The organism is Mesorhizobium sp. B4-1-4, from assembly GCF_006439395.2.
Taxonomy (GTDB): domain Bacteria; phylum Pseudomonadota; class Alphaproteobacteria; order Rhizobiales; family Rhizobiaceae; genus Mesorhizobium.
In genome coordinates, this window is the sequence record NZ_CP083950.1 from 5,890,806 (window position 1) to 5,913,457 (window position 22,652).

Consider the following 22,652-nt stretch of genomic DNA (forward strand, 5'->3'; position numbering starts at 1 on the left):
CTTTTTTCTGTCATCCCGTTAGCGTATCAGCGGGGATTCGAGGAAACGACTCAAAATCAAGACACCCGTGGGAAGGCATTTCGTCCATGCAGTCCGTGCACATAATGAGCGCCTATGACGAGGAGCTGAAATATCTGTCGAAGCGTATCGCGGCGATGGGCGGCCATGCCGAGCGCATGGTCGAGCAGGCGGTCGCCGCTCTGGTCAATGCCGATCCGGGATTGGCCCAGAAGGTGATCCGCGACGACGTTGTATTGGACGAAGGGCAACGCGAGATCGACGACAAGGCGATCGTCATCATCGCCAAGCGCCAGCCTATGGCGACGGACCTGCGCGAGATCGTCGGCGCCATCCGCATTTCCGCCGATCTCGAGCGGGTCGGCGACCTCGGCAAGAACGTCGCCAAGCGGGTCGTTGCCGTCACCGATGGCCGCCAGCCGAACAGCCTGTTCCGTGGCCTGGAGGCCCTGGCCAACCTGGCGCTGACCCAGCTCAAGGAAGTTCTCGACGTCTATGCCTCGCGCTCGGTCGACAAGATCGGCTTCGTGCGCGACCGTGACGACCAGATCGACGCCATGTACACGTCGCTGTTTCGTGAATTGCTCACCTACATGATGGAAGATCCGCGCAACATCACGCCCTGCACGCATCTCCTGTTCTGCGCCAAGAACATCGAGCGCATTGGCGACCACGCCACCAACATCGCCGAGACCATCTACTACATCGTGACCGGCGATCAGATGCCGGCCGAACGGCCCAAGGGCGACAAGACGGACAAGATCAGCCTTTCCGCAACGCAGCCGGTGAAGTGACCGCTCTTCCTCTCGAACGCTTGATCATATTGCGCTAAACTATCCCAAGGTAAGCCTGTTGGTTCCCAATGGAGGCAACGCTTTCGGGAGGCTGTGATGGAATATGTCCGGGCGTTCAAGCCCGCGCCGCCGACGTCGGGCATCATCGCCTGCAGTGTCTATACCGCTGGGCGCCGTATCGCGGACATCCCGATCGAGGAAGCTGGCGAATGGGCCAGGAAATCCGGACACGTCGTCTGGATCGGGCTGCTCGAACCCGATCGCGACCTCCTGCTGCGCGTCAAGGCGCAATTCCATCTGCATGAGCTGGCGATCGAAGATGCCGAGCATCCACACCAGCGGCCGAAGCTTGAGCAATATGGCGACGCGCTGTTCATCGTCGCCCGCACGGCGCAGTTGATCGACGGACGGGTTACCTTCGGCGAAACGCATCTCTTTGTCGGCTCAGGCTACATTGTCAGCGTCAGGCATGGCCCGTCGACGTCCTATGCCGCCGTGCGTCAGCATTGGGAAAGCTGCCCGCACTCGCTTGCCAAGGGTGAGGATTTCGTCCTCTACGCCATACTCGATTTCATCGTCGACAATTACATGCCCGTACTCGAGCAGATCGAGGACGAGGTCGAGGCGATCGAGGACAAGGTCCTTTTGAAGCCGATGACAGGCCCTGACATCGAACGGCTCTACATGCTGCGCCGCGATCTCCTGCGCCTGCGCAATGCCGCGCTGCCGCTAGTCGAGGTCTGCCGTCGGCTGACCAGCTCCGATCTGCCGCAGATCCATTCCGCCATGCACCCGCTGTTCCGCGACGTGACCGACCACATCCGCACCGTCCAGGAAAAGATCGACAGTTTGCGCGAGGTGTTGGCGTTCGCCTTCGAGGCCAGTCTTCTGGTGGGTCAGAGCCAGGAAACGGCGATCTCCAAGAAACTCGCCTCGTGGGCGGCCATCCTGGCCGTGCCGACCGCATTCGCCGGCATCTACGGCATGAACTTCACCGACATGCCGGAACTGAAGATGGAATATGGCTATCCCATCGTGCTCACCGTCATCGCGCTGATCTGCGCGGTCCTCTACTGGCGGTTTCGCAAGAATGGGTGGCTGTGACAGTAGGGCAGTAGGGCAGTAGGGCAGTAGGGCAGTAGGCTAAGACAAAGCCTCACGAGCGCAGTTCAAAAACATATTGCCCTACTGCCTTACTGCCCTATTCCCCAAATTTATCGACTGCGCCGCCGCTCCGCCGCCGGCTGGAACGCAACGCGGGCGTGGTATTTGCAGTAAGGACCGGTTTCGGCGGCCTCGTTGCCGCAGAAGTTGAAATCCTCCGAGAGCGGATCGCCATTCGGCCATTTGCAGGTGCGCTCGGTCAGTTCGACGAGTTGCAGATGCCGTGAGATCGGTATCACGACATTCTCGACCGGGCGGATATAGTGCCGCGCCACCGGTTCGGCGTCGAATTGCGTCTGAAGGGCAGTCGCGCCGATCGATGTCGTGACATGGCGTGCCGTGCTTGCGGCGCGCGCCACTGATTTCTGGATGGTCGAGCCTTGCGTCGCCTTCTTCTGGCGTGCCGGCGTCGCCGTTGCGCGGCCGCGGCCCGACAGCTTCAGCCGATGCACCTTGCCGATGACCGCATTGCGGCTGACCCCTCCAAGCTGCGCAGCAATCTGGCTTGCGCTCAGACCCTCCGACCACAGTTTTCTGAGAAGTTCGACCCGCTCGTCAGTCCAGTTCATGAGACCGCGCTCCTGCTAAGCGTGCGGCAATCAGAATCCATTCCCGACCCAGCACCACTGCTGGGGCAGACACCACATATATCTGGTGATTAGGTCCGCCGCACGAAATCTAGTTATTTCTCGACTACAATTACCTTATGCGCTGACTCGGTGACAAGAGTCCCAAGTGCAACACGAATCGGTTTTTTCGGTTTTCCCCAACTTGCCCGGTCGCTTATGAGCCGGCATCTCGTCAGAGGGGCTTGCCGCGTGCCACTACGCGACGTTTTCGTTGACTTCATGGCCGAAAAACCCGATAAGCCGCAAAGGCCGCCGCTTTGGCGGCTTTTTTGATTTTCCGGTACCGGAGACGCATATAATGAGCGGTTCGGCGCTTTTCGAGACCTTTTCTCGCGCACCCCTGGCTTTCGACCACGGGGAAGGCACCTGGTTGGTTACGGACAAGGGCGAGCGATATCTCGATTTCGCCGGCGGCATCGCGGTCAATTCGCTGGGCCACGGCCACCCGCATCTGGTCGCCGCCCTCACCGAGCAGGCGGCAAAACTCTGGCACGTCTCCAATCTCTACGAGATACCGGAACAGAGCCGGCTCGGCGAACGCCTGGTTGACGCCACTTTCGCAGACAAGGTGTTCTTCACGAACTCCGGCGCCGAGGCGTTGGAATGCGCCATCAAGACGGCGCGGCGCTACCACTTCGTCAAGGGCCATCCCGAGCGCTTCCGCATCATCACCTTCGAAGGCGCCTTCCATGGCCGCACGCTGGCGACCATCGCGGCGGGCGGTCAATACAAATATCTCGAAGGGTTCGGACCCAAGGTCGAAGGCTTCGACCAGGTCGGCTTCGACGACATCGATGCCGCCGAAAAGGCGATTACGCCTGAGACCGCCGCGATCCTGATCGAGCCGGTGCAAGGCGAGGGCGGCATCCGCCCGGTGCCGGTGCAATCGCTGAAGCGGCTGCGTCAGCTTTGCGACCAGCACGGGCTGCTGTTGATCTATGACGAGGTTCAGTGCGGCATTGGCCGCACCGGAAAACTGTTCGCGCATGAATGGTCAGGCGTCACCCCCGATATCATGGCGATCGCCAAGGGCATTGGCGGCGGCTTCCCGATGGGTGCCTGCCTTGCCACCGACGAGGCGGTTGTCGGCATGACCGCTGGCGTGCACGGCACGACCTTCGGTGGCAACCCGCTGGCCATGGCGGTCGGCAACGCCGTGCTCGACGTCGTGCTGGAAGACGGCTTCCTCGAGGACGTCCAGCGCAAGGCGCTGCTGATGAAGCAGGGACTTGCCGCGATCGCCGACGAGTTTCCCGAAGTCATCGAAGGCATTAGGGGCACCGGCCTGATGCTCGGCATCAAATGCGCCATGCCCAACACCAAGGTCAACACGGCGCTGCGCGACCAGCATTTGCTGGCGGTTCCGGCCGGCGACAACGTCATCCGCCTGCTGCCGCCGCTTACCGTCACAGACGCCGAGATCCACGACGCGCTCAATCGCATCCGCGCTGGTGCCAAAGGCCTGGCGGATGCCATTGCCGTGGCCGCCGCGAAGTAATCCCGGAACCATTGCTGATGTCAGTTCGCCACTTCACCGACCTTTCCGCCGTTTCCGAAGGCGACCTGCGCTTCATGTTGACGGATGCGGTGGCGCGCAAGGCGCGCCTCAAGGCGGGCGATCGGTCGAAGCCGCTCGAAGGCAAGGTGCTGGCCATGATCTTCGACAAGCCGTCGACGCGCACGCGCGTCTCCTTCGATGTCGGCATGCGCCAGCTTGGCGGCGAGACGATCATGCTGACCGGCACCGAGATGCAGCTCGGCCGTTCCGAGACCATCGCCGACACCGCCAAGGTGCTGTCGCGCTATGTCGATGCCATCATGATCCGCACCACCTCGCATGAGCGGCTGCTGGAGTTGACCGAGAATGCCACTGTTCCAGTGATCAACGGCCTGACCGACGACACCCATCCTTGCCAGCTGATGGCCGATATCATGACCTTCGAGGAGCATCGCGGTCCGGTTGCCGGCAAGACCATCGCCTGGACCGGCGACGGCAACAATGTGCTGCATTCGCTGCTCGAAGCGTCGGCGCGTTTCCGCTTCAATCTGAATATCGCAGTGCCCGAGGGCAGCGATCCGTTCGAAAGATATGTCGACTGGTCAAAGGCCAATGGCGGCAGGATCAGCTTCGCCCGCTCGGCCGAAGAAGCCGTCGACCAGGCGGATTGCGTGGTCACCGACAGCTGGGTGTCGATGGGCCAGGAGCATCGTGCACGCGGCCACAACGTCTTCCTGCCCTATCAGGTCAATGCGGCGCTGATGGCCAAGGCAAAGCCGGACGCCCTGTTCATGCATTGCCTGCCGGCGCATCGCGGCGAGGAAGTGACCGACGAGGTCATGGACGGGCCGCATTCGGTGGTCTTCGACGAGGCCGAGAACCGGCTTCATGCCCAGAAGGCCGTGCTCGCCTGGTGTCTTGGTGCTTGAAGTGTCTTGGTGCTCGAAGTGTCTGGACGTTTGAAGTGTCATGGCGCTGGTCTGGGCGCTTGATCCGCGGGGGCGCGATCCCTATCTGCGCCGCATCACGCAAATCAAGCGCGTTTGGACGCATGTGCCCACCGGGGCCGCATGGCCGCGCCCTGGAGCTTTGTCATGTTGGAAACCCATCAAGTGACTGAACATCACCCCAAACTCGGCGAGTTCGGCTACGCTGGCGACGACCATGTCGTGCCTTTCGAAGTCGGTCCGCTCGACGTACGCGGCCGCACGGTGCAACTCGGGCCGATGCTCGACGCCATCCTCGGCCGCCATGACTATCCCGAGCCGGTTGCCCGCCTGCTCGCAGAAGCCTGTGTGCTCACGGTGCTGCTCGGCACCTCGCTCAAATTCGAGGGCAAATTCATCCTGCAGACCCGCACCGACGGGCCGGTCGACATGCTGGTGGCGGATTTTTCCACGCCCTCGGCGCTGCGCGCCTACGCGCGCTTCGATGCGGATCGGCTCGAGGCACTGGTCGCGGCAGGCGAGACGTCCCAGCAGACGCTGCTTGGCAGCGGCGTGCTGGCGCTGACCATCGACCAGGGCGCCCATACGCAACGCTATCAGGGCATCGTCCAGCTCGACGGCGAAACGCTGGAAGACGCGGCACGCACCTATTTCCGCCAGTCGGAACAGATTCCGACCGACATCAGTCTCTCCGTGGCCAAGCTGCTGACGCCCGGCGTCGGCGGCACGCGCGAGCAGTGGCGTGCCGGCGGCATCCTGGCGCAGTTCCTGCCGCAGGCGTCCGAGCGCATGCGCGTCCCGGACCTGCATGGCGGCGATGGCGATCCGCGCGAGGAGATCCATGATCCCACGGACAATTCCTGGCAGGAATTGCTGGCGCTGCTCGGCACCATCGAACCGACGGAACTGATCGATCCCACGATCGGCGCCGAGCGGCTGCTTTACAGGCTGTTCCACGAGCACGGCGTGCGCGTCTTCGGCGGCGTCCCCGTCGCCGACCAGTGCTCATGCTCCAGGGACAAGATCCGCGGCATCCTCGAGGGCTTCTCCGCGCAGGAGATCAGGGACAGCACCGAGGACGGCGGCATCCATGTCGCCTGCGAATTCTGCTCGAAGCAATATGACTTCGACCCAGCGGAATTCGCGGCGGCGAAGTGAAATACCGGCCTTCTCCCCTTTCACGGGAAGAAGGTGCCGGCAGGCGGATGAGGGCAGCGCAACCTTCGGCAGTGATCGCGCGGATCCACTCAGCGCTTGTATGTTCTCACGAGCCGCCGCCCTCATTGCCCTGCCGGGGATTTCTCCCCGTATAGCGACGCCATCGCAGCGGACCTCGCCAATCGCCGAGGTCTAATTCACGGTCCGCTTTGTCCCCGGCAGGTCGAGCGAGAAGGCGGGGATGGCGATGTCGAACGTCTCGCCGCGTTTGTTGCGCATCGTGTAGTGCCCGACCATGATCCCTGACGGCGTCGAGAGCGGGCAGCCGGACGTGTATTGATAGCTGTCGCCGGGGTTGAGTTCGGGCTGGTCCCCGACAACGCCCGGCCCGCGCACCTCCTCGACCCGGCCCGCTCCGTCGGTGATGTGCCAATAGCGCGACAGAAGCTGCACGAACTCGTCCGACTGGTTGTCGATCGTTATCTGATAGCCCCAGACGTAGCGGTTCTCCGAAGGGTCCGAACGATCCTCGAGATAGAACGGCCTGACCTGCACTTCGATGTTGCGCGTGACGGCGCGGTACATGAGCGGCTCCAAAACAATCCGGTACCTTTCGGCGCTCCCAGCGAGCAGGTCAACGTGCGCGTCTTGTCGCGCGTGACCCTGAAAGGCAGGTGGCGGCAAAGAATGTCATTTAAGTGACACATGACGATGGTGGTGTGCGCGCACGGGCGACTCGGCGCTCTGCCGACCTGTTGAAACGGCCGTCACGCGCCGTCTTTTCTGGAGTAACCAGATATCGATGGAACTCACTCTCATAGCCGCCTCGCTCTCGACCGCACTCATCCTTTCAAATGCCGCCAGCATTGCGCTCGCTACCTCACAGCTGAAACGGCGCACCACGATCGCACCGCCAGCCGGCAGATCGCTGCCGGTGTCGATTATCGTACCATCGCGTGGCGTCGAGCCGTTCACGCACGAGACACTGGAGCGCGCCTTCTCGCTCGACTGGCCGCGCTATGAACTGATCTTCTGTGTCGCCCATGCCGACGATCCGGTGGTCACGCTGATCCGTGCCGCCATGGGGCGCTTTCCCAAAGTGCCAGCCCGCCTGTTGATCGGCGATGATCGGATCAGCGCCAATCCCAAGCTCAACAATTGCGTCAAGGGCTGGGAAGCGGCGCGCCACAACTGGGTCATTCTTGCCGATTCCAACGTGCTGATGCCGAGGGACTACATTCAGCATTTGATGGCGGCATGGCGGCCGGATACCGGCCTTGTCTGCTCGACGCCGATCGGTTCGCGGCCCGATGGCTTCTGGGCTGAGGTCGAATGCGCCTTTCTCAACACGCTGCAGGCGCGCTGGCAATATGCCGGCGAGGCGCTTGGGCTAGGCTTTGCCCAGGGCAAGAGCATGCTGTGGAACAAGCCCATGCTGGATGCCAATGGCGGCATTCGCGCGCTGGCCGCCGAGATCGCCGAGGACGCCGCCGCGACCAAGCTGGTGAACGGGCTTGGCCTGCGCGTCAATCTCGTTGCCGCGCCTTTCGAGCAGCCGCTCGGCCGGCGCACGCTTGGCGAGATCTGGTCGCGCCAGGCCCGCTGGGCTCGCCTGCGCCGCGTCACCTTCCCGCTGTTCTTCGCGCCTGAAATCCTGACTGGTGCCGTGGTGCCGCTGCTGCTTGCGCTGGCCGCGGCGGCAAGCGCCGGCTTCAGCCTGCCGCTCACGGCCATCGCCGTTTTGGCGGCCTTCTACCTTCCGGAATGTGCCCTGGCCTGGTCCAAGGGCTGGTACCTGTCATCGCGCATCGTCGCGGCGATCATGGTGCGCGACCTCATCCTGCCGGCGATGTGGGCACGTGGCTGGCTCGGCGGCGCCATCGACTGGCGCGGCAATGCGATGACCATCGGCACCAAGGCGACCGAACTGGAGGAGACGCCGTCGAGCGCCTGATAGCCCCGTGCATGAAGCCCCGCGTAGGCAGGCCTTACTTGGTCGCCTGCAACGCCTGCGCGATGTCTTCCAGAAGGTCGTCGGTATCCTCAAGGCCGACCGACAGCCTGAGCGTACCTGGCCCGATGCCGAGTTCGGCGCGGGCCTCGTCCGTCAGGTTCTTGTGGGTGGTCGTCGCCGGATGCGTGATCAGGCTCTTGGCATCGCCGAGATTGTTCGAGATCAGCACGATGTCGAGCGCGTTCTGCAAGGCGAAAGCCGCCTGCTTGCCGCCCTTGACGTCGAGGCAGATCAGCGTCGAGCCGCCCGACATCTGCTTCTTGACGATATCCGCCTGCGGATGGTCGGCGCGGCCGGGATAGATCACGCGGGCGATCTGCGGCTGCTCGGCGAGGAAGTCGGCGATCTTGCCGGCGCTTTCCGTCTGTTGGCGCACGCGCAGCGGCAGCGTCTCCAGGCCCTTCAGCAGCGTCCAGGCATTGAAGGGCGACAGGCTGGGGCCGGTATGGCGGAAATAGTCGTGCAGGTTCTTGTCGATCCACTCCTTGTCCGACAGGATCACGCCGCCCAGACAGCGGCCCTGGCCGTCGATGTGCTTGGTCGCCGAATAGACAACGATGTGGGCGCCGAGCTGCAGCGGCTTCTGCTGCAAGGGCGTGGCGAAGACATTGTCGACGACAAGCCGTGCGCCGATCGAATTGGCGAGCCCGGCGACAGCCGCGATGTCGACCACTTCCAGCGTCGGATTGGTCGGGCTTTCCAGGAAGAACAGCTTGGTGTTCGGCTTCACCGCCTTTTCCCAGTTGGCGATCTCGGTGCCGTCGACCAGCGTCGCCTCGATGCCGTAGCGCGGCGCCAGCGTCTCGACCACCCAGCGGCAGGAGCCGAACAGCGCGCGCGCCGCCACGATATGATCACCAGCCTTGACGCTGCACAGAAGCGCGGCCGTCACCGCCGCCATGCCGGATGCCGTGGCGCGGGCATCCTCGGCACCTTCCAGCGCGCACATGCGCTTCTCGAACATGTCGACGGTCGGATTGGCGTAGCGAGAATAGATGAAGCCCGGTTCCTCACCCTTGAAGCGGGCTTCGGCGGCCTGCGCCGTTTCATAGACATAGCCCTGGGTCAGGTACATCGCCTCGGAGGTCTCGCCGAAGCCGGAACGCAGGGTCCCGCCATGCACGAGGGCTGTCTGAGGCTTCCAGTTGCGCTTCTTGGTGCTCATTGCTTTTGTTCCAGACACAAAAAAACCGGCCGCGAAAGTCGCAACCGGTCCATACGGCCTTGCGGCCCGACGGTCCTTTAGCGACTTGTTTAACGTGGCTGCAAGCCGACCGGCCAAATCACCACGGGATAACGACCCTTTAGACCCGCGCCACGCTTGCGTCAATTGCCGGCTTCATTAAGAGGGTTGTACCAGACCTCGCCCGGCCTTCGAGCGGAGCTAGACTTTGCGGCAGACAGGCATTCTTCCCGATCAGGACATTTCGGCGCTGTTCCAGTCCGGCGCGCTGAAGTCGCCACGCGCGCTCGATGCCGACCAGATCCAGCCGGCGAGCCTAGATCTGAGGCTCGGCGACAAGGCTTGGCGGGTTCGGGCTTCCTTTCTGCCCGGTCCCAACCACAAGGTTTCGGAAAAGCTCGACCGGCTGAAGCTGCACGAGATCAGTCTGACCGACGGCGCCGTGCTCGAAACCGGCTGCGTCTACATCGTGCCGCTGCTCGAAAGCCTGGCATTGCCAGCCGACATTTCGGCATCGGCCAATCCGAAAAGTTCGACCGGGCGGCTGGACATCTTCACCCGTGTCATGACCGACCGAGGGCATGAGTTCGACAAGATCGCCGCCGGCTATACCGGTCCGCTCTATCTGGAAGTCAGCCCGCGCACCTTCCCGATCGTCGTGCGCACCGGCTCGCGCCTGTCGCAGATCCGTTTCCGAACGGGCAATGCGCTGCTCTCGGAAGCCGAACTGCATGAATTGCACCGCGCCGAGATGCTGGTCGCCACCGAACCGCCGAACATTTCGGGCGGGGGCATCGCGCTGTCGATCGACCTCAATGGCGACAGTGACGGGTTGATCGGCTATCGCGGCAAGCATCACACCGGTCTCGTCGATGTCGACAAGCGCGCGGCGCAGGATGTCCTCGATTTCTGGGAGCCGATCCACAAGAGCGGCGCCGGCGAACTGGTGCTCGATCCCGATGAGTTCTACATCCTCGTCAGCCAGGAAGCGGTACATGTGCCGCCGCTCTACGCCGCCGAGATGACGCCGTTCGACCCGCTGGTCGGCGAGTTCCGCGTCCACTATGCCGGCTTCTTCGATCCGGGCTTCGGCCATTCGGCGGCCGGCGGCACCGGCAGCCGGGCCGTGCTCGAAGTGCGCAGCCACGAAGTGCCGTTCATCCTCGACCATGGCCAGATCGTCGGCCGGCTGGTCTACGAGCACATGCTGAAGCGGCCGCAGGCGCTCTACGGCACCGATCTCGGCTCCAACTACCAGGCGCAGGGCCTCAAGCTCTCAAAGCATTTCCGCGCCGCGCGCTGAGGTTTGCACTGCCAATCTCCCCCCTCGTGGGGGAGATGCCCGGCAGGGCAGAGGGGGGCGCGAAGGAACGCTGCCTTCGTGTTTTGATACACAAATGAAGACTTCCGAAGTCTGAACTTTGATAAAATTGATAGGTCGGCGGGACAGCGCCCCCCTCTGGCCTGCCGGCCATCTCCCCCACGAGGGGGGAGATCACACTCTCAAAGCGCCTTCACGACCACACTCACCGGCTGCTCGATCTCCAGCGGATTGCGCAGCGGCAGTCCGAAATCCCCGGCCTCGATCTCGAACACGTCGCCGGCCTCGGTCTTGATGCCATCGGCGAAGGACAATGTCGCCGTGCCGAACATATGCACATGCACATCGCCCGGCTGGCGGAACGCCGAATATTTGAAATGATGGTGTTCGAGATTGGCGATGGTGTGCGACATGTTGGCTTCGCCCGACAGGAACGGCTTTTCCCACAGCGTCTTGCCGTCGCGCACGATGCGCGATGTGCCGCGGATGTCGGAAGGCAGCTCGCCGATCAGGATCTCCGGCCCGAATGAGGCGTTGCGCAGCTTGGAATGGGCGAGGAAGAGATAGTTCACGCGCTCGGTCACATGGTCGGAAAACTCGTTCGACAGCGTGAAGCCGACGCGGAACGGCGCGCCGTCGTCGCCGATGACATAGATGCCGGCGATCTCGGGTTCTTCGCCGGCGTCCTTGGCGAACGCCGGTGACTGGAGCGCGGCACCCGGCGCCACCGCCATCGTGCCGTTTCCCTTGTAGAACCATTCCGGCTGCACGCCGACCTGGCCTTTCGCCGGTTTGCCGCCTTCCAGGCCCATGCGGAACATCTTCATGGAATCGGTGAGCTGCTCCTCGCCATCGCTGCTGAGCTTCTTGTGCATGGAATCGCGCGTCGCCGCCGAGCCGAGATGCGTCAGCCCTGTCCCGGTCACATGCAGATGCGCGGGATCGGGATGATTGATCGGCGACAACAGCCGCCCCTTCTTGTAGGCGGCGTCGAGATCGACCGTCTCGCCGAGCCCCTTGCGATCGATCAGGGTGGCGAGGCCGACGCCGGTGCGGGCGGCCTCCATTGCCAGCGAATAGACGCTGCGGGCGCCGTTGATGATCCGGGTCTTGCCGCCGCTGCGGGCAACGACACGGATGGTCTCGGCGTCGTCGAGAATTTGCGAGATCAGCATGATCAGTCCTCTCTCATGTGCCTTGGCATGGCTCCCAGCTGGGCAAACCTTCCCAAGCGCGGCTGGAACGTTGTCCATGCCGCGGGTGAAATTCTCCGTTCGGATTGCGCTCGCGGGCCTGTCCGTTGAGGGAACTTCTTCGTGCCAGTCGGTTGCCGGCAGCGCCGCGGTGTGACCCGTATGCCTTCCTGGTGCCCTCAGCCCTTGTTCTTGTTGTAGACGTCGAACACCACGGCACCTAGCAGCACCAGGCCCTTGACGACCTGCTGCCAGTCGACATTCACACCCATGATCGACATGCCGTTGTTCATCACGCCCATGATGAAGCCGCCGACCACCGAACCGATGACCTGACCGACGCCGCCCATCGCCGAGGCGCCGCCAATGAACACGGCGGCGATGACGTCGAGTTCGCTGCCGAGGCCCGCCGCCGGCACCGCCTGTCCAAGGCGCGCCGCGATGATCAGACCGCCAAGCGCCGACAGCACGCCCATGTTGATGAACACGTAGAGGGTCAGCCGCTCGGTGTTGATGCCCGACAGGAGTGCGGCCTTGGGATTGCCGCCCATCGCGTAGATGCGGCGGCCGATCGTCATGCGCTTGGTGACGAAGACGAACAGCGCGATCAGCGCAGCCATCACCGTCAGCACGACCGGAAAGCCCTTGTAGGTGGCGAACTGATAGACGAGGAACAGGACAAGCGCACTGATCACCAGCGTCTTGACGGTGAAGAGCGAGAACGGTTCGGCCTGGTAGCCGTGCCGCTCACGCGTGCGTCGTGCCTTGAGGCCAAAGAAAATATAAGCCGCCACGCCGATGACCCCGATCACCATCGTCGTCATATGCAGCGTCAGGCCACTGCCGACGATGGTCTTGCCCGCCGCGTTCACGGTTGGTGCAATCAGCGTCAGCGGGCCGATCAGGTCGGGAATGAAGCCGGAACTCAGCTTGTTGAAGCCATCCGGCAGCGGGCCGACCGAGGAGCCACCGCCGAGCAGCGCCTGGCACATGCCGCGGAAGATCAGCATGCCGGCCAGCGTGACGATGAAGCTCGGTATTCGATGGTAGGCGATCCAATAGCCCTGTGCCGCGCCGATGGCACCGCCGATAATCAGGCAGACGATCGACACGACCAGCGGATTGCTGAGCGGGCCCAGGTTCCACGTCACCATCATGTTGGCCGCGAGCGCACCGATAAAGCCGGCGACCGAACCGACGCTGAGGTCGATGTAGCCGGAAACGATGACCAGCAGCATGCCGAGCGCCATCACGATGATGAAGGAGTTCTGCTGCACGAGGTTGCTGAGGTTCAGCGGCTTGAACAGTGTGCCCGACGTGGTGAACTGGAAGAACACCATGATGGCGATCAGCGCCAGCACCAATCCGTAGTCGCGCAGATTGGTGACCAGTGCCGAGACCGCGAAGCGTGGCGTGTCCGTCCCGCCATCGGCAGTGGCGGATTGCGGTACGGGAGCGCTCTCTGTGCTCATGATGCTTTTCCTTCTCCCCGAACGATGGCGCGCATGATCTTTTCCTGGCTGGCGTCGCTCGCCGCCATTTCACCGACGATGCGCCCTTCGTTCATCACATAGATTCGGTCGGTGATGCCGAGCAGTTCGGGCATTTCCGACGAGATGACGATGATCGCCTTACCTTCGGCGGCCAGGCGCGCGATGATCGTGTAGATTTCATATTTGGCGCCGACATCGATGCCGCGCGTCGGCTCATCGAGGATCAGCACTTCCGGGTTGGCGAACAGCCATTTCGACAGCACCACCTTCTGCTGGTTGCCGCCCGAAAGGTTGCCGGTCATCTGGTAGACGCTCGACGCGCGGATATTGGTCTTCTTGCGATAATCATTGGCGATGTCGAGCTCGCGCAGGTCGTCGATCACGCCGTGGCGCGACACGCCGCCAAGATTGGCGAGCGTGATGTTGTGCTTGATATGGTCGATCAGGTTCAGCCCGTAGGTCTTGCGGTCCTCGGTGACGTAGGCGATGCCTTGCTTCACCGCCTTGCTGACCGAGGACAGGTCGACAGACTTGCCGTTGAGCAGCACCTCGCCGGTGATACGGCGGCCATAGGAGCGGCCGAACAGGCTCATGGCGAATTCGGTGCGTCCGGCGCCCATCAGCCCGGCAATGCCCACCACTTCGCCTTTGCGCACATCGATATCGATGCCCTTGATCACCTGTCGGTCGGCATGGAGCGGGTGATAGACCGACCAGTCGCGGATCTGCAGCACGACATCGCCGATCCTGGGCTCGCGCGGCGGATAGCGGTCGTCGAGCGAACGACCCACCATCGAAGTGATGATGCGGTCTTCCGAAATGTCCTTCCTGGCAAGCGTCTCGATGGTGCGCCCGTCGCGGATGATGGTCACCTTGTCGGCGACCCGGTTCACCTCGTTGAGCTTGTGTGAAATCAGGATCGAGGTCATGCCTTGCCGCTTGAATTCGAGCAGCAGGTCGAGCAGGGCCTGGCTGTCCTTTTCCGACAGGCTCGCCGTCGGCTCGTCGAGGATCAAGAGCTTCACGTCCTTGCTCAGCGCCTTGGCGATCTCGACCAGTTGCTGCTTGCCGACGCCGATATTGGTGATCAGCGTATTGGGGTCTTCCTTGAGGCCGACCTTCTTCAGCAATCCGGTCGTGCGCGCCTCGTTGGCATCCCAATCGATGATCCCGCGCCTGGCATGTTCATTGCCAAGAAATATGTTCTCGGTGATCGACAGCATCGGCACCAGCGCAAGCTCCTGGTGGATGATAACGATACCCTTGTGCTCGCTGTCGTGAATGCCCTTGAAATGGCACTCCTCGCCGCGAAAGATGATCTTGCCGTCATAGCTGCCTGAGGGGTAGACGCCCGACAGGACTTTCATCAGCGTCGACTTGCCGGCGCCATTCTCACCGACCACGGCGTGGATCTCGCCTTCCTCGACACGCAGGTTGACGTTCGACAGCGCCTTCACGCCGGGAAACGTCTTCGTGATGTCCTGCATCTCCAAAATCGTCGAGGCCATGGGCAATGATGCTCCTGCGAGGTCCGCAACAATACCGGGGTCGCTGGTGAACGAAAAGGGGCCCTGCGTTGCGCAGGACCCCTCGCTTTGCAACCGGAATTACTTCAGGTCTTCGGCTTTGATGTAGCCGGAGTCGACGACCAGCTTCTGGTAGTTCGACTTGTCGACTTCGTGCGGCGTCAAGAGGATCGAGGGCACGACCTTGACGTCGTTGTTGTAGGTCTTGGTGTCGAGACCGTCCGGCTTGCCGCCCGACAGCACCTTGTCGACCAGTTCGACGGTCGCCTTGGCGAGGTCGCGCGTATCCTTGAACACGGTCGAATACTGTTCGCCGGCGATGATCGCCTTGACCGAAGCGGTCTCGGCATCCTGGCCGGTCACCACAGGCCACGGCTGGTCGGCGGTGCCGTAACCGACGGCGCGCAGCGAGGCGATGATGCCGCGCGACAGGCCGTCATAGGGCGACAGAACGCCATCGACGCGGGCGCCGCCGCTCGAGTAGTTGGCCGAGAGCAGATTGTCCATGCGGGCCTGTGCGGTCGCGGCCAGCCAGCGCAGCGTGCCGACCTTGTCCATGCCCATCTGGCCGGACTTGATCTTGATCGAGCCGTCGTCGATCATCGGCTGCAGGACGGACATCGCGCCGTTGTAGAAGAAGAAGGCGTTGTTGTCGTCGGGCGAGCCGCCGAACAGCTCGACATTCCACGGCTTGGTGTTCGGAAAACGCTCCTTGAGGCCCTTGACCAGGGAATTGGCCTGGATAACGCCGACGCCGAAATTGTCGAAGGTAGTGTAATAATCGACATTGGCCGTCTTCTTGATCAGGCGGTCGTAGGCGACGACGACGACGCCTGCGTCATTGGCCTTCTGCAGCGCGGCCGACATCGTCGTACCGTCGATCGAAGCGATGATCAGCGCCTTCGGACCCTTGGTGATCTCGTTTTCAAGCTGGCTGAGCTGGTTGGGGATATCGTCCTGCGCATACTGCAGGTCGACCGTATAGCCCAGGGCCTCGAGCTGGGACTTGACGGCGTCGCCGTCATTGATCCAGCGCTGCGAGGTCTTGGTGGGCATCAGCACGCCCACGAGGCCCTTGTCGGCTGCGTAGGCGGTGGCCGACATGGCCGCTATGCTGACCGCCAAGGCGGCGACTAACGTCTTGATGATTTTCACTTAACTCTCCCTGGTTGATGGACGCGGCACCCCGGGGGTCGCGGGCCGCGCAATCGTGCAGAAGCGCCGAGGCACTGCTGCCGTCATATCGATCTCCGGTATCCTCCCATGGTCCCGAGACGCTGATTTCAATCGATACGATTTCCATCGTCGCCGATCGTCGCATTTCGGAACGCACTGACGTTGCGACCCTTTTGCCATAACTGTCAAATGCGATCTTTGATGTTTGCTATATCGTGATTGGTATGAATTATTTTGGAACGCGGCAGGTCGGCACGAATGCCGGCCGCCAGGAGAGAAAGCGGGGAAAGCATGGCGGCGCTGCGAAATCCGGCTGCGGTTTCAAACGGTCACAGTGAAAAGCCAGGCGATGGCGAAACCTTGCTGCGCAGTGGGCTCAGCCTGCGTCACATGCGCATGATCGTCGCGCTCGACGATCATGGCCGGGTGAGTGCCGCCGCGCAGGTGATGAACATTTCGCAGCCGGCGGCGTCACGCATGATCGGCGAGATGGAGGCGGTGCTGGAGGTCAAGTTGTGCGAAAGGCTGCCGCGCGGCATCACGCTGACGCCCTACGGCAAGGCGCTGGCACGGCGTGCGCGTTCGATCCTGCTGGAAATGCGCGAGGTCGATCGCGAGATCGCCGAGCTCAAGGCGGGCAAGGGCGGTTCGGTGTTCCTGGGTGCCGTGACAGCGCCGGCTATCGAACTGGCGGTCCCGGCGATCCGCGAAATCCGCCGCATCTATCCACGCATAGAGATCACCATGCAGGTGGAAACCTCCAATGTGCTGGCGCGCGAGCTGATTGCCACGCGCCATGATTTCATCATCGCGCGCATTCCCGACGACCTTAACCCGAGACTGTTCGAATCCCGTGTCATCGGCGTCGAGAAAGCTTGCCTGATCGTGCGCCGCGGGCATCCGCTCACCCGGGGCAGCGTGGTGCGGCTGGAAGATACCGCCGCCTATGACTGGGTCTTCCAATCGGGCGGCTCGCCCTTGCGCCAGGCGATGGAGAGTAATTTCCTGAACCGCAACATCGCGCTGCCGGACAGGATCCTCAACACCAGTTCTCTGCTTCTGACGCTGGTCATGGTCGCCCAATCCGACGCCATCGCACCGGTTTCGGTCCAGGTGGCGAAATTCATCCAGAATCCCGACGGACTGGCCGGTGCCATCGACGTTGTCCAGACCGAATTCGACATCGAGGTGAGGCCTTACAGCCTGATCACGGTCAAGAACCGGGTGTTGTCGCCGGCCGCCAAGATGCTGCACGATTTCATCCTGCGCGAAGTGGGATGAGGGAACAACAATCGCGACCGCGCGTTCAGGCACGATCGGCATGCCCGCTGAAGCCCATTTCGCCGAGGGAAGGAGATGCCGATGATCAACTTGGAAGAGGGTTCGATGGAACGTCGGTTGTTTCTTACTGGAATGCTTGGCGCCGCGGGGGTGGTGGCCTTTGCGAGTGTGGCCGGACCCGGCCGCGCGATTGCCGGTATCCCGCAGGGCAACGGGATTCTCGATGAGCTCGACAAGCCGGATCCGGCTGTCTTCGAAGGGGATGACGAGGTCGAACTGGAGCAGGTCTCGCATCGTCGCTGGCATCGCTACGGCGAATGGCGTCATGATCGCCGCTGGCGCCGCCGCCATGGGCGCCGCCGTGTCTGGCGCAGGGTTTGCCGCCGGACCTGGCGTCACGGCCGGCGCCACGTGCGCTGCTGGCGCGAGCGCGTATGGGCCAGGGTCTGGCTGTAACCGGCTTCTGCCTGACCCAAAGGACCGGCCACGTTGCTGGCCGGTCTCTTCACAACAGATCTTGTGCAGCCTGGCGTCGATCGCCTCAACGTGGCGGATTTCGCACTTATTTTAGCTTAGCCTAAGGTAGAATCGACGGAACGATATCAGCGTCTGGCCGTTGCAGCGCTGTTTAGGTGGAGTTGTAAGCATGCCGAGGGGCGATCAGGAAGAACCATATTCCGCAATGAGGATCATGCGTTTGCAGGCAGCGGGCAATCAGCACGCATGAAAGGCGTGGCGATACTGACGGAGGCCCGTAGCGGCTCCGAATGGCTTGGCAGCCTGGCAAACAGCACGGGATTGTTCGGCAAGTCGGCAGAATGGCTTGATACGGCCAATCTGGGATGCAAGCCGAAATCCTTCGACGAACTCATGTCCGCGGTGATCGATCGCGGCGGGACGGCAAATGGCAGGTTCGCCGTAAAGCTGTTTCCCCGGCACCTTCACTGGTCGCAGGCGAAATATGGAGCCGACTTCCTTGCGGAATGCCTCCGACGCCATGCCATGGGTTTGGTCCTGCTGGAGCGGCGGGATCGCCTTCGCCAAGCGATTTCCTATTGCCGGGCAAAGGCCTCAGGCCGTTGGAGAAGCACGGACGGCGCGGATTTGGTTCCGCAATATGACTTCGCCGGTATCTGCCAGGCCTATTTCCTGATCGAACAGAGCTATGCCTTCTGGGAAGCCTACCTGCGCATGACGGACCTGCCCTACGATCATTTCTTTTACGAAGACCTGTTGGACGACCCCCGCCCTTATGTGGCATCGGTGGCCCGGCAATTGTCGATTGAAATGCCGAACCGCGAGTTCAAGACGAATTTGCGGCTGCAGCGGGACAATCACACCGAGGACTGGGCAGAGCGATTTCAAAACGACGTCAAATCCCAGGGCCTGCTGGCACATCTCCCCAAAAGGGTGGCGCCGCGAAATATCAACAACCTCGCCCGGTTCCTTCTCAAGAAGCAGATGCGAATTGGCCAGGCCTGACTTGACTAATGTCATGTCGGTCCCATCACGTGGGCGGGGTTCGTCGCTCAGTGCGGTTGGCAACAGCACATAATCGTGATGGCCGCATTGCTCAGCATACCGGACGTTCTGGACTGTTGTGATTGCCTAAAGGCAGACGTCACTGCCCGCAATGCATTGTCGGCCCGACGCTCTAGAAGTCATTATCCGACGGGCTGCCTCGCGACAGTGTGTAGAACTGGCGCCGCTACTGCCGCGCCAGCACCTGAATGTCTGAAGGTCTGACCTACGATCCTTCAGTACGGCGAATCGGGAAAATAGAATTCTTCCGCGTTGTCCTTGGTGATCAAGGGGCTGTCCAGGATGTAGCGCCCCCGAATCGGCGCCTGCGTCGCGGTGCGCATGGTAGTAAGCTCGATCGCCGGGATGATCAGGGTTGGCGGATAGAAAATGTCGGCGTCGACGGCGCCGCCGCCGTCCTTGACCATCTTGACAACTTTGTTCATGCCGGAACCGCCCAAAACTACGATCTGTTTCGGCCTATTGGCCTGCTTGATTGCCTCCATGGCGCCGAGCGCGGCATCGTCGTCGCCCGCCCACACGCCGTCGATGGCGTCATATTTCTGCAGGAAGTCCTGCATCACCTCGAAACCCTTGTCCGGATTCCAGTTGGCGAACTGCATGTCGAGAATCTGGACCTTCGAGCCCCCCAACTCCTTTTTGAAGGCATCGATGCGGACATTGTCGATCGTGGTTGGAATGCCCCTCATGACGACGATCTTGGCACCATCGGGAAACTTCTTCTTGAAGTAATGCCCCGCGATCACGCCGTATTGCGGGTTGTTGCCGCCGACATAGAGGTCCTCGATGCCTTCCTCCGACAAGCCGCGATCGACGGTCGTTATGAACACGCCTTTGGCCTTGGCCTGCTTCACCGGTTCGGTCAGGGGCTCGGATTCAAACGGCAGGATCACCAGCGCGTCGATGCCTCGCGCGACGAGATCCTCGACGTCGTTGACCTGCTTGGAAGCGTCGTTGGCGGCAGCGACCACGAACTCGATGTCAGGGAAGGCCTTTTTCATCTGTTCGACGGTACGCTTGGTCTGGAAGTTGAGACCGCCGGTCCAGCCATGGGTTGCCGCCGGAATGGAAATGCCGATCGTCTTACCGCCCGCTGCCAAGGAAGTTTTCGGCATGCCTACGGCGCCGAGCGCGAGCGCGATCGCTCCGCCCTTTAGGAAAGTTCTCTTCTCCACGGTGTGCTCCTCTCTAGGATAGCGGGTCAGACCTCTCGGCGACCCTTCTGCAGATAAACGGCGATGATGATGATGACCCCCTGGAACGCGCCGTTGAGATATGGGCTGGCGAGCGCCGTGAGGTTTAGGATGTTGTCGATCAGGCCGAGAATAAGGACCCCCACGATCGACCCCCAAATGCGGCCGAAGCCGCCTTTGAGCGCGGTCCCGCCGATGATCACGGCGGCGATAGCTTCAAGCTCCCACAGGAGACCGGTTGATGGCGTCGCGGCGCCGAGCCGCGGAACATAGATCATCGTGGCCAGGGCAACGCAGACCCCTTGGAACACGTAAGTCAGGATCCGCACGCGGTGGACGCGGATGGCCGAATATCTGGCTACTTCCGGATTTGACCCGATGGCGGTGATGTGGCGGCCAAGCCGGGCGCGGCGCAGGACCAATTCCGCCCCTATCGCTAGAACGATCATCGCGATCAACGGATAGCTTACGCCGGCGACTGAGCCATAGTAGAGTGGTCGCGCGATCCCCTTGAGGCTGCTTGAAAGCGAGATCGAACCACCGTCCGAAAGCCAGGTGATGACGGAGCGGAAAATGCCCATCGTGCCCAAGGTGACGATGAAGGCGTCGATGCCGCCCTTGACAACGAGGACGCCGTTAAGCGAGCCCGCGACCACGCCCAGCGCCAATGCCAGGACTATGCCGATCAGCACGACCAGCCAACTGTCCCCGAGCGACGAGCCTGCAGCGTTCATGCCCATGATGACTAGGCCAGCGATCAGCGCCGACATTGATCCGACGGAAAGGTCGAGGCCACCAGCGGTGATAACGTAGGTGGCGCCAATGGCGATGATGCCGACGATTGCCGAGCGGGTCAGCAGATTGGATAGGTTGCCAGCAGACAGGAAACTGTCGCTCAGCATGCTGCCGATGAAGATCAGCGCCAGCAGGGCCATGATAGGTCCCAACGCGCTAAGTCGCTTGGTGGCGCCAAACCACGAACGGTGTGGCATGGCATCGGCGGGGTTGGCGGCGGTGTTCATTTTATGCGGCCTCCTTGGTCAGACCCATAGCGAGGCGAACGATGGTGCCCTCGTTGATGTCGTTGCCGGTCAATTCGCCGGCGACGCTGCCTTTGCGCATCACCAGCACGCGATGCGCCAGACCGATGACTTCCTGCATCTCGGAAGAGATCACCACGCAAGCGGCGCCTTGCGCGGCAAGCCCGGCGATGACCCGGTAGATCTGCTGCTTGGAGCCTATGTCGACGCCGCGGGTCGGTTCGTCGAAGATGACCACATCCGGGCGGCTCGCTAGGGTCTTGGCGATCAGGACCTTCTGCTGGTTGCCGCCGCTGAGCGAGCGCGCGATTGCGTTGGGGGCGCCCCTTCGTATGTCGAACTCGCGAACAGCCTGGTCCAGCCGTCCGCGTTCTTCCGCTCTGTTGATCCAGGCCCGACCTCTTAGCGCACCGACGGTAAGGGAAACGTTCTCATCGAGGCCGGCATCCAGGAGAAGCCCTTTACCCTTGCGATCCTCGGTCAGGTAGGCCAAGCCGGCGGCCCATGCCTCGCGCGCCTTGGGCAGGTGTCCGCTTGCGGCTTTGGCAAAAGCGAAGTTCCGGCATTGCGCGGGTCTCAGGCCGGCGAGCGCTTCAAATGCTTCGGTCCGGCCGGAACCGACCAGTCCGGCAATTCCAAGGATCTCGCCGCGGCGCAGTCGGAAGCTGACTCCACTGACATGAGGCGGGCTTTGCAGATCGTCGACGCTGAGCACGACGTCGCCCGCGGGCATTGCACTCTTTACTGGATAGAGTTGGCTGAGTTCGCGGCCGACCATCAGCGCCGCCATCTCGTCTTCCGTCAGTTCCGACGCCGGTCCAACATGCCGGATGCGCCCGTCCCGAAGAACAGCCACTCTGGAGGCGATCGCCTTCACCTCGTCGAGACGATGAGAAGTGAAGATGATGGAACCTCCGTCCGACACGAATTGCCGCATCCGCCGGAATAGGGCTTCCACTTCGCGAGCGCCCAGCACGGCGGTCGGTTCATCCATGAGCAGAAGTTTCGGGTTCCTCGCGAATGCCTTTGCCACTTCCACCATCTGCCATTCGGTGTTGGGCAGGCCGGAAAGCTTGGCGCGGGGATCGGCTGACGAGCCCAATGCGTCCAGAAGCAGGCGGGAATCTCTGTGTATTTTCGGATAGTCGACGAGAAGGTGGCGACGAGGTTCGCGGCCGATGAAAATATTCTCGCCGACGGTCAGGTCCGGCGCGAGGCAGAACTCTTGGTGGATAAGGACGATCCCAGCATTCTCGGCACTTTGAACGGTCGCGGGGAGGGGACGTCCGCCGATCAAGGCCGTGCCGGCCGTCGGCGGCACATAGCCGCCAACGATGCGCATCAAGGTAGATTTCCCGGCGCCATTCTCGCCCACGAGGGCAAGAATTTCCCCACGATCGACCGACAAGGTGAGATCCCCGAGAACAGGATTCACCCCATACGTCTTCGCGACGTCGCGCAACTCGACAAACGCCGTCATGA

20 protein-coding genes and 1 riboswitch are annotated in these 22,652 nt (G+C 62.2%); of the genes, 10 read left to right on the plus strand and 10 right to left on the minus strand.

What is annotated here, in order from left to right:
* Positions 1-86 precede the first annotated feature (86 nt).
* On the plus strand, positions 87-812 hold the full coding sequence (phoU, locus tag FJW03_RS28225) for a phosphate signaling complex protein PhoU (RefSeq protein ID WP_140691441.1): 726 nt from the start codon (positions 87-89) through the stop codon (positions 810-812).
* A 96-nt stretch (positions 813-908) separates the two neighbouring features.
* Positions 909-1,916: a magnesium and cobalt transport protein CorA gene (locus FJW03_RS28230; RefSeq protein ID WP_140765470.1), complete on the plus strand. Its 1,008-nt coding sequence runs from the start codon at positions 909-911 to the stop codon at positions 1,914-1,916.
* Between the two features lie 110 nt (positions 1,917-2,026).
* Here FJW03_RS28230 and FJW03_RS28235 read toward each other — a convergent pair whose 3' ends face one another.
* A complete protein-coding gene (locus FJW03_RS28235) occupies positions 2,027-2,545 on the minus strand; it encodes a GcrA family cell cycle regulator (RefSeq protein WP_140765468.1) in 519 nt (172 codons plus the stop codon).
* A 358-nt stretch (positions 2,546-2,903) separates the two neighbouring features.
* Here FJW03_RS28235 and FJW03_RS28240 point away from each other — a divergent pair, with 358 nt between their 5' ends.
* From FJW03_RS28240 to FJW03_RS28250, 3 genes are all read left to right on the plus strand, one after another.
* Positions 2,904-4,103 (plus strand): aspartate aminotransferase family protein, encoded by a 1,200-nt coding sequence (locus tag FJW03_RS28240; protein WP_140765466.1) that lies wholly within the window; start codon positions 2,904-2,906, stop codon positions 4,101-4,103.
* 17 nt (positions 4,104-4,120) lie between these two features.
* The gene (argF, locus tag FJW03_RS28245) at positions 4,121-5,032 is read left to right on the plus strand and encodes an ornithine carbamoyltransferase (RefSeq protein WP_140691450.1); all 912 of its coding nucleotides are present in this window, start codon (positions 4,121-4,123) and stop codon (positions 5,030-5,032) included.
* Between the two features lie 141 nt (positions 5,033-5,173).
* Positions 5,174-6,208 (plus strand): Hsp33 family molecular chaperone, encoded by a 1,035-nt coding sequence (locus tag FJW03_RS28250; RefSeq protein ID WP_140765464.1) that lies wholly within the window; start codon positions 5,174-5,176, stop codon positions 6,206-6,208.
* A 192-nt stretch (positions 6,209-6,400) separates the two neighbouring features.
* On the opposite strand, the gene apaG is transcribed toward FJW03_RS28250, so the two are convergent.
* Positions 6,401-6,793 carry a Co2+/Mg2+ efflux protein ApaG gene (gene apaG / locus FJW03_RS28255; RefSeq protein ID WP_140607669.1) on the minus strand — a complete coding sequence of 131 codons (393 nt, stop codon included), beginning with the start codon at positions 6,791-6,793 and terminating at the stop codon, positions 6,401-6,403.
* Between the two features lie 217 nt (positions 6,794-7,010).
* On the opposite strand from apaG, the gene FJW03_RS28260 reads away from it, so the two are divergent.
* Positions 7,011-8,162: a ceramide glucosyltransferase gene (locus FJW03_RS28260; protein ID WP_140765462.1), complete on the plus strand. Its 1,152-nt coding sequence runs from the start codon at positions 7,011-7,013 to the stop codon at positions 8,160-8,162.
* Positions 8,163-8,196: 34 nt separating this feature from the next.
* Here FJW03_RS28260 and FJW03_RS28265 read toward each other — a convergent pair whose 3' ends face one another.
* On the minus strand, positions 8,197-9,387 hold the full coding sequence (locus FJW03_RS28265) for an O-succinylhomoserine sulfhydrylase (protein WP_140765460.1): 1,191 nt from the start codon (positions 9,385-9,387) through the stop codon (positions 8,197-8,199).
* 57 nt (positions 9,388-9,444) lie between these two features.
* Positions 9,445-9,522: riboswitch (SAM riboswitch) on the minus strand.
* Between the two features lie 91 nt (positions 9,523-9,613).
* Between FJW03_RS28265 and FJW03_RS28270 the strand changes: the two genes are divergently transcribed.
* A complete protein-coding gene (locus FJW03_RS28270; RefSeq protein ID WP_140765458.1) occupies positions 9,614-10,708 on the plus strand; it encodes a 2'-deoxycytidine 5'-triphosphate deaminase in 1,095 nt (364 codons plus the stop codon).
* 200 nt (positions 10,709-10,908) lie between these two features.
* On the opposite strand, the gene araD1 is transcribed toward FJW03_RS28270, so the two are convergent.
* From araD1 to chvE, 4 genes are all read right to left on the minus strand, one after another.
* Entirely contained in the window at positions 10,909-11,901 is a 993-nt protein-coding gene (araD1, locus tag FJW03_RS28275; RefSeq protein ID WP_140765456.1) for an AraD1 family protein, read from the minus strand.
* A gap of 197 nt (positions 11,902-12,098) precedes the next feature.
* The gene (gene mmsB / locus FJW03_RS28280) at positions 12,099-13,391 is read right to left on the minus strand and encodes a multiple monosaccharide ABC transporter permease (protein WP_140607663.1); all 1,293 of its coding nucleotides are present in this window, start codon (positions 13,389-13,391) and stop codon (positions 12,099-12,101) included.
* Entirely contained in the window at positions 13,388-14,920 is a 1,533-nt protein-coding gene (gene mmsA / locus FJW03_RS28285; protein WP_140765454.1) for a multiple monosaccharide ABC transporter ATP-binding protein, read from the minus strand. Before mmsA ends, mmsB begins: the two co-directional genes overlap by 4 nt.
* A 99-nt stretch (positions 14,921-15,019) precedes the next feature.
* Positions 15,020-16,093, minus strand: coding sequence for a multiple monosaccharide ABC transporter substrate-binding protein (gene chvE / locus FJW03_RS28290; protein WP_140765452.1), 1,074 nt, complete (start codon positions 16,091-16,093; stop codon positions 15,020-15,022).
* Between the two features lie 312 nt (positions 16,094-16,405).
* Between chvE and FJW03_RS28295 the strand changes: the two genes are divergently transcribed.
* The 3 genes from FJW03_RS28295 to FJW03_RS28305 all read left to right on the plus strand — a co-directional run bounded on the left by FJW03_RS28295 (position 16,406) and on the right by FJW03_RS28305 (position 18,877).
* Positions 16,406-17,395, plus strand: coding sequence for a LysR family transcriptional regulator (locus FJW03_RS28295; RefSeq protein WP_140765450.1), 990 nt, complete (start codon positions 16,406-16,408; stop codon positions 17,393-17,395).
* Between the two features lie 81 nt (positions 17,396-17,476).
* Positions 17,477-17,851 carry a protamine-2 (modular protein) gene (locus FJW03_RS28300; protein WP_226890481.1) on the plus strand — a complete coding sequence of 125 codons (375 nt, stop codon included), beginning with the start codon at positions 17,477-17,479 and terminating at the stop codon, positions 17,849-17,851.
* 267 nt (positions 17,852-18,118) lie between these two features.
* A complete protein-coding gene (locus tag FJW03_RS28305) occupies positions 18,119-18,877 on the plus strand; it encodes a Stf0 family sulfotransferase (protein ID WP_140765448.1) in 759 nt (252 codons plus the stop codon).
* Positions 18,878-19,152: 275 nt separating this feature from the next.
* Here FJW03_RS28305 and FJW03_RS28310 read toward each other — a convergent pair whose 3' ends face one another.
* From FJW03_RS28310 to FJW03_RS28320, 3 genes are read right to left on the minus strand one after another with little or no spacing between them, the layout of a single operon-like run.
* Positions 19,153-20,112, minus strand: a complete 960-nt coding sequence (locus tag FJW03_RS28310) for a substrate-binding domain-containing protein (protein ID WP_210240604.1) — start codon at positions 20,110-20,112, stop codon at positions 19,153-19,155.
* A gap of 26 nt (positions 20,113-20,138) precedes the next feature.
* Positions 20,139-21,152: an ABC transporter permease gene (locus FJW03_RS28315; protein WP_226890482.1), complete on the minus strand. Its 1,014-nt coding sequence runs from the start codon at positions 21,150-21,152 to the stop codon at positions 20,139-20,141.
* A gap of 1 nt (position 21,153) precedes the next feature.
* Positions 21,154-22,650 carry a sugar ABC transporter ATP-binding protein gene (locus FJW03_RS28320; RefSeq protein ID WP_140765446.1) on the minus strand — a complete coding sequence of 499 codons (1,497 nt, stop codon included), beginning with the start codon at positions 22,648-22,650 and terminating at the stop codon, positions 21,154-21,156.
* Between the last annotated feature and the right edge of the window lie 2 nt (positions 22,651-22,652).

Coding starts and splice junctions, on each gene's coding strand:
- FJW03_RS28260 (WP_140765462.1), top strand. CDS start 7,011: ATGGAACTCACTCTCATAGCCGCCTCGCTCTCGACCGCACTCATCCTT.
- FJW03_RS28230 (WP_140765470.1), top strand. CDS start 909: ATGGAATATGTCCGGGCGTTCAAGCCCGCGCCGCCGACGTCGGGCATC.
- FJW03_RS28235 (WP_140765468.1), bottom strand. CDS start 2,545: ATGAACTGGACTGACGAGCGGGTCGAACTTCTCAGAAAACTGTGGTCG.
- mmsB (WP_140607663.1), bottom strand. CDS start 13,391: ATGAGCACAGAGAGCGCTCCCGTACCGCAATCCGCCACTGCCGATGGC.
- FJW03_RS28300 (WP_226890481.1), top strand. CDS start 17,477: ATGATCAACTTGGAAGAGGGTTCGATGGAACGTCGGTTGTTTCTTACT.
- apaG (WP_140607669.1), bottom strand. CDS start 6,793: ATGTACCGCGCCGTCACGCGCAACATCGAAGTGCAGGTCAGGCCGTTC.
- phoU (WP_140691441.1), top strand. CDS start 87: ATGCAGTCCGTGCACATAATGAGCGCCTATGACGAGGAGCTGAAATAT.
- argF (WP_140691450.1), top strand. CDS start 4,121: ATGTCAGTTCGCCACTTCACCGACCTTTCCGCCGTTTCCGAAGGCGAC.
- mmsA (WP_140765454.1), bottom strand. CDS start 14,920: ATGGCCTCGACGATTTTGGAGATGCAGGACATCACGAAGACGTTTCCC.
- FJW03_RS28295 (WP_140765450.1), top strand. CDS start 16,406: ATGGCGGCGCTGCGAAATCCGGCTGCGGTTTCAAACGGTCACAGTGAA.
- FJW03_RS28250 (WP_140765464.1), top strand. CDS start 5,174: ATGGCCGCGCCCTGGAGCTTTGTCATGTTGGAAACCCATCAAGTGACT.
- FJW03_RS28240 (WP_140765466.1), top strand. CDS start 2,904: ATGAGCGGTTCGGCGCTTTTCGAGACCTTTTCTCGCGCACCCCTGGCT.
- FJW03_RS28305 (WP_140765448.1), top strand. CDS start 18,119: ATGAAAGGCGTGGCGATACTGACGGAGGCCCGTAGCGGCTCCGAATGG.
- araD1 (WP_140765456.1), bottom strand. CDS start 11,901: ATGCTGATCTCGCAAATTCTCGACGACGCCGAGACCATCCGTGTCGTT.
- FJW03_RS28320 (WP_140765446.1), bottom strand. CDS start 22,650: ATGACGGCGTTTGTCGAGTTGCGCGACGTCGCGAAGACGTATGGGGTG.
- FJW03_RS28265 (WP_140765460.1), bottom strand. CDS start 9,387: ATGAGCACCAAGAAGCGCAACTGGAAGCCTCAGACAGCCCTCGTGCAT.
- FJW03_RS28315 (WP_226890482.1), bottom strand. CDS start 21,152: ATGAACACCGCCGCCAACCCCGCCGATGCCATGCCACACCGTTCGTGG.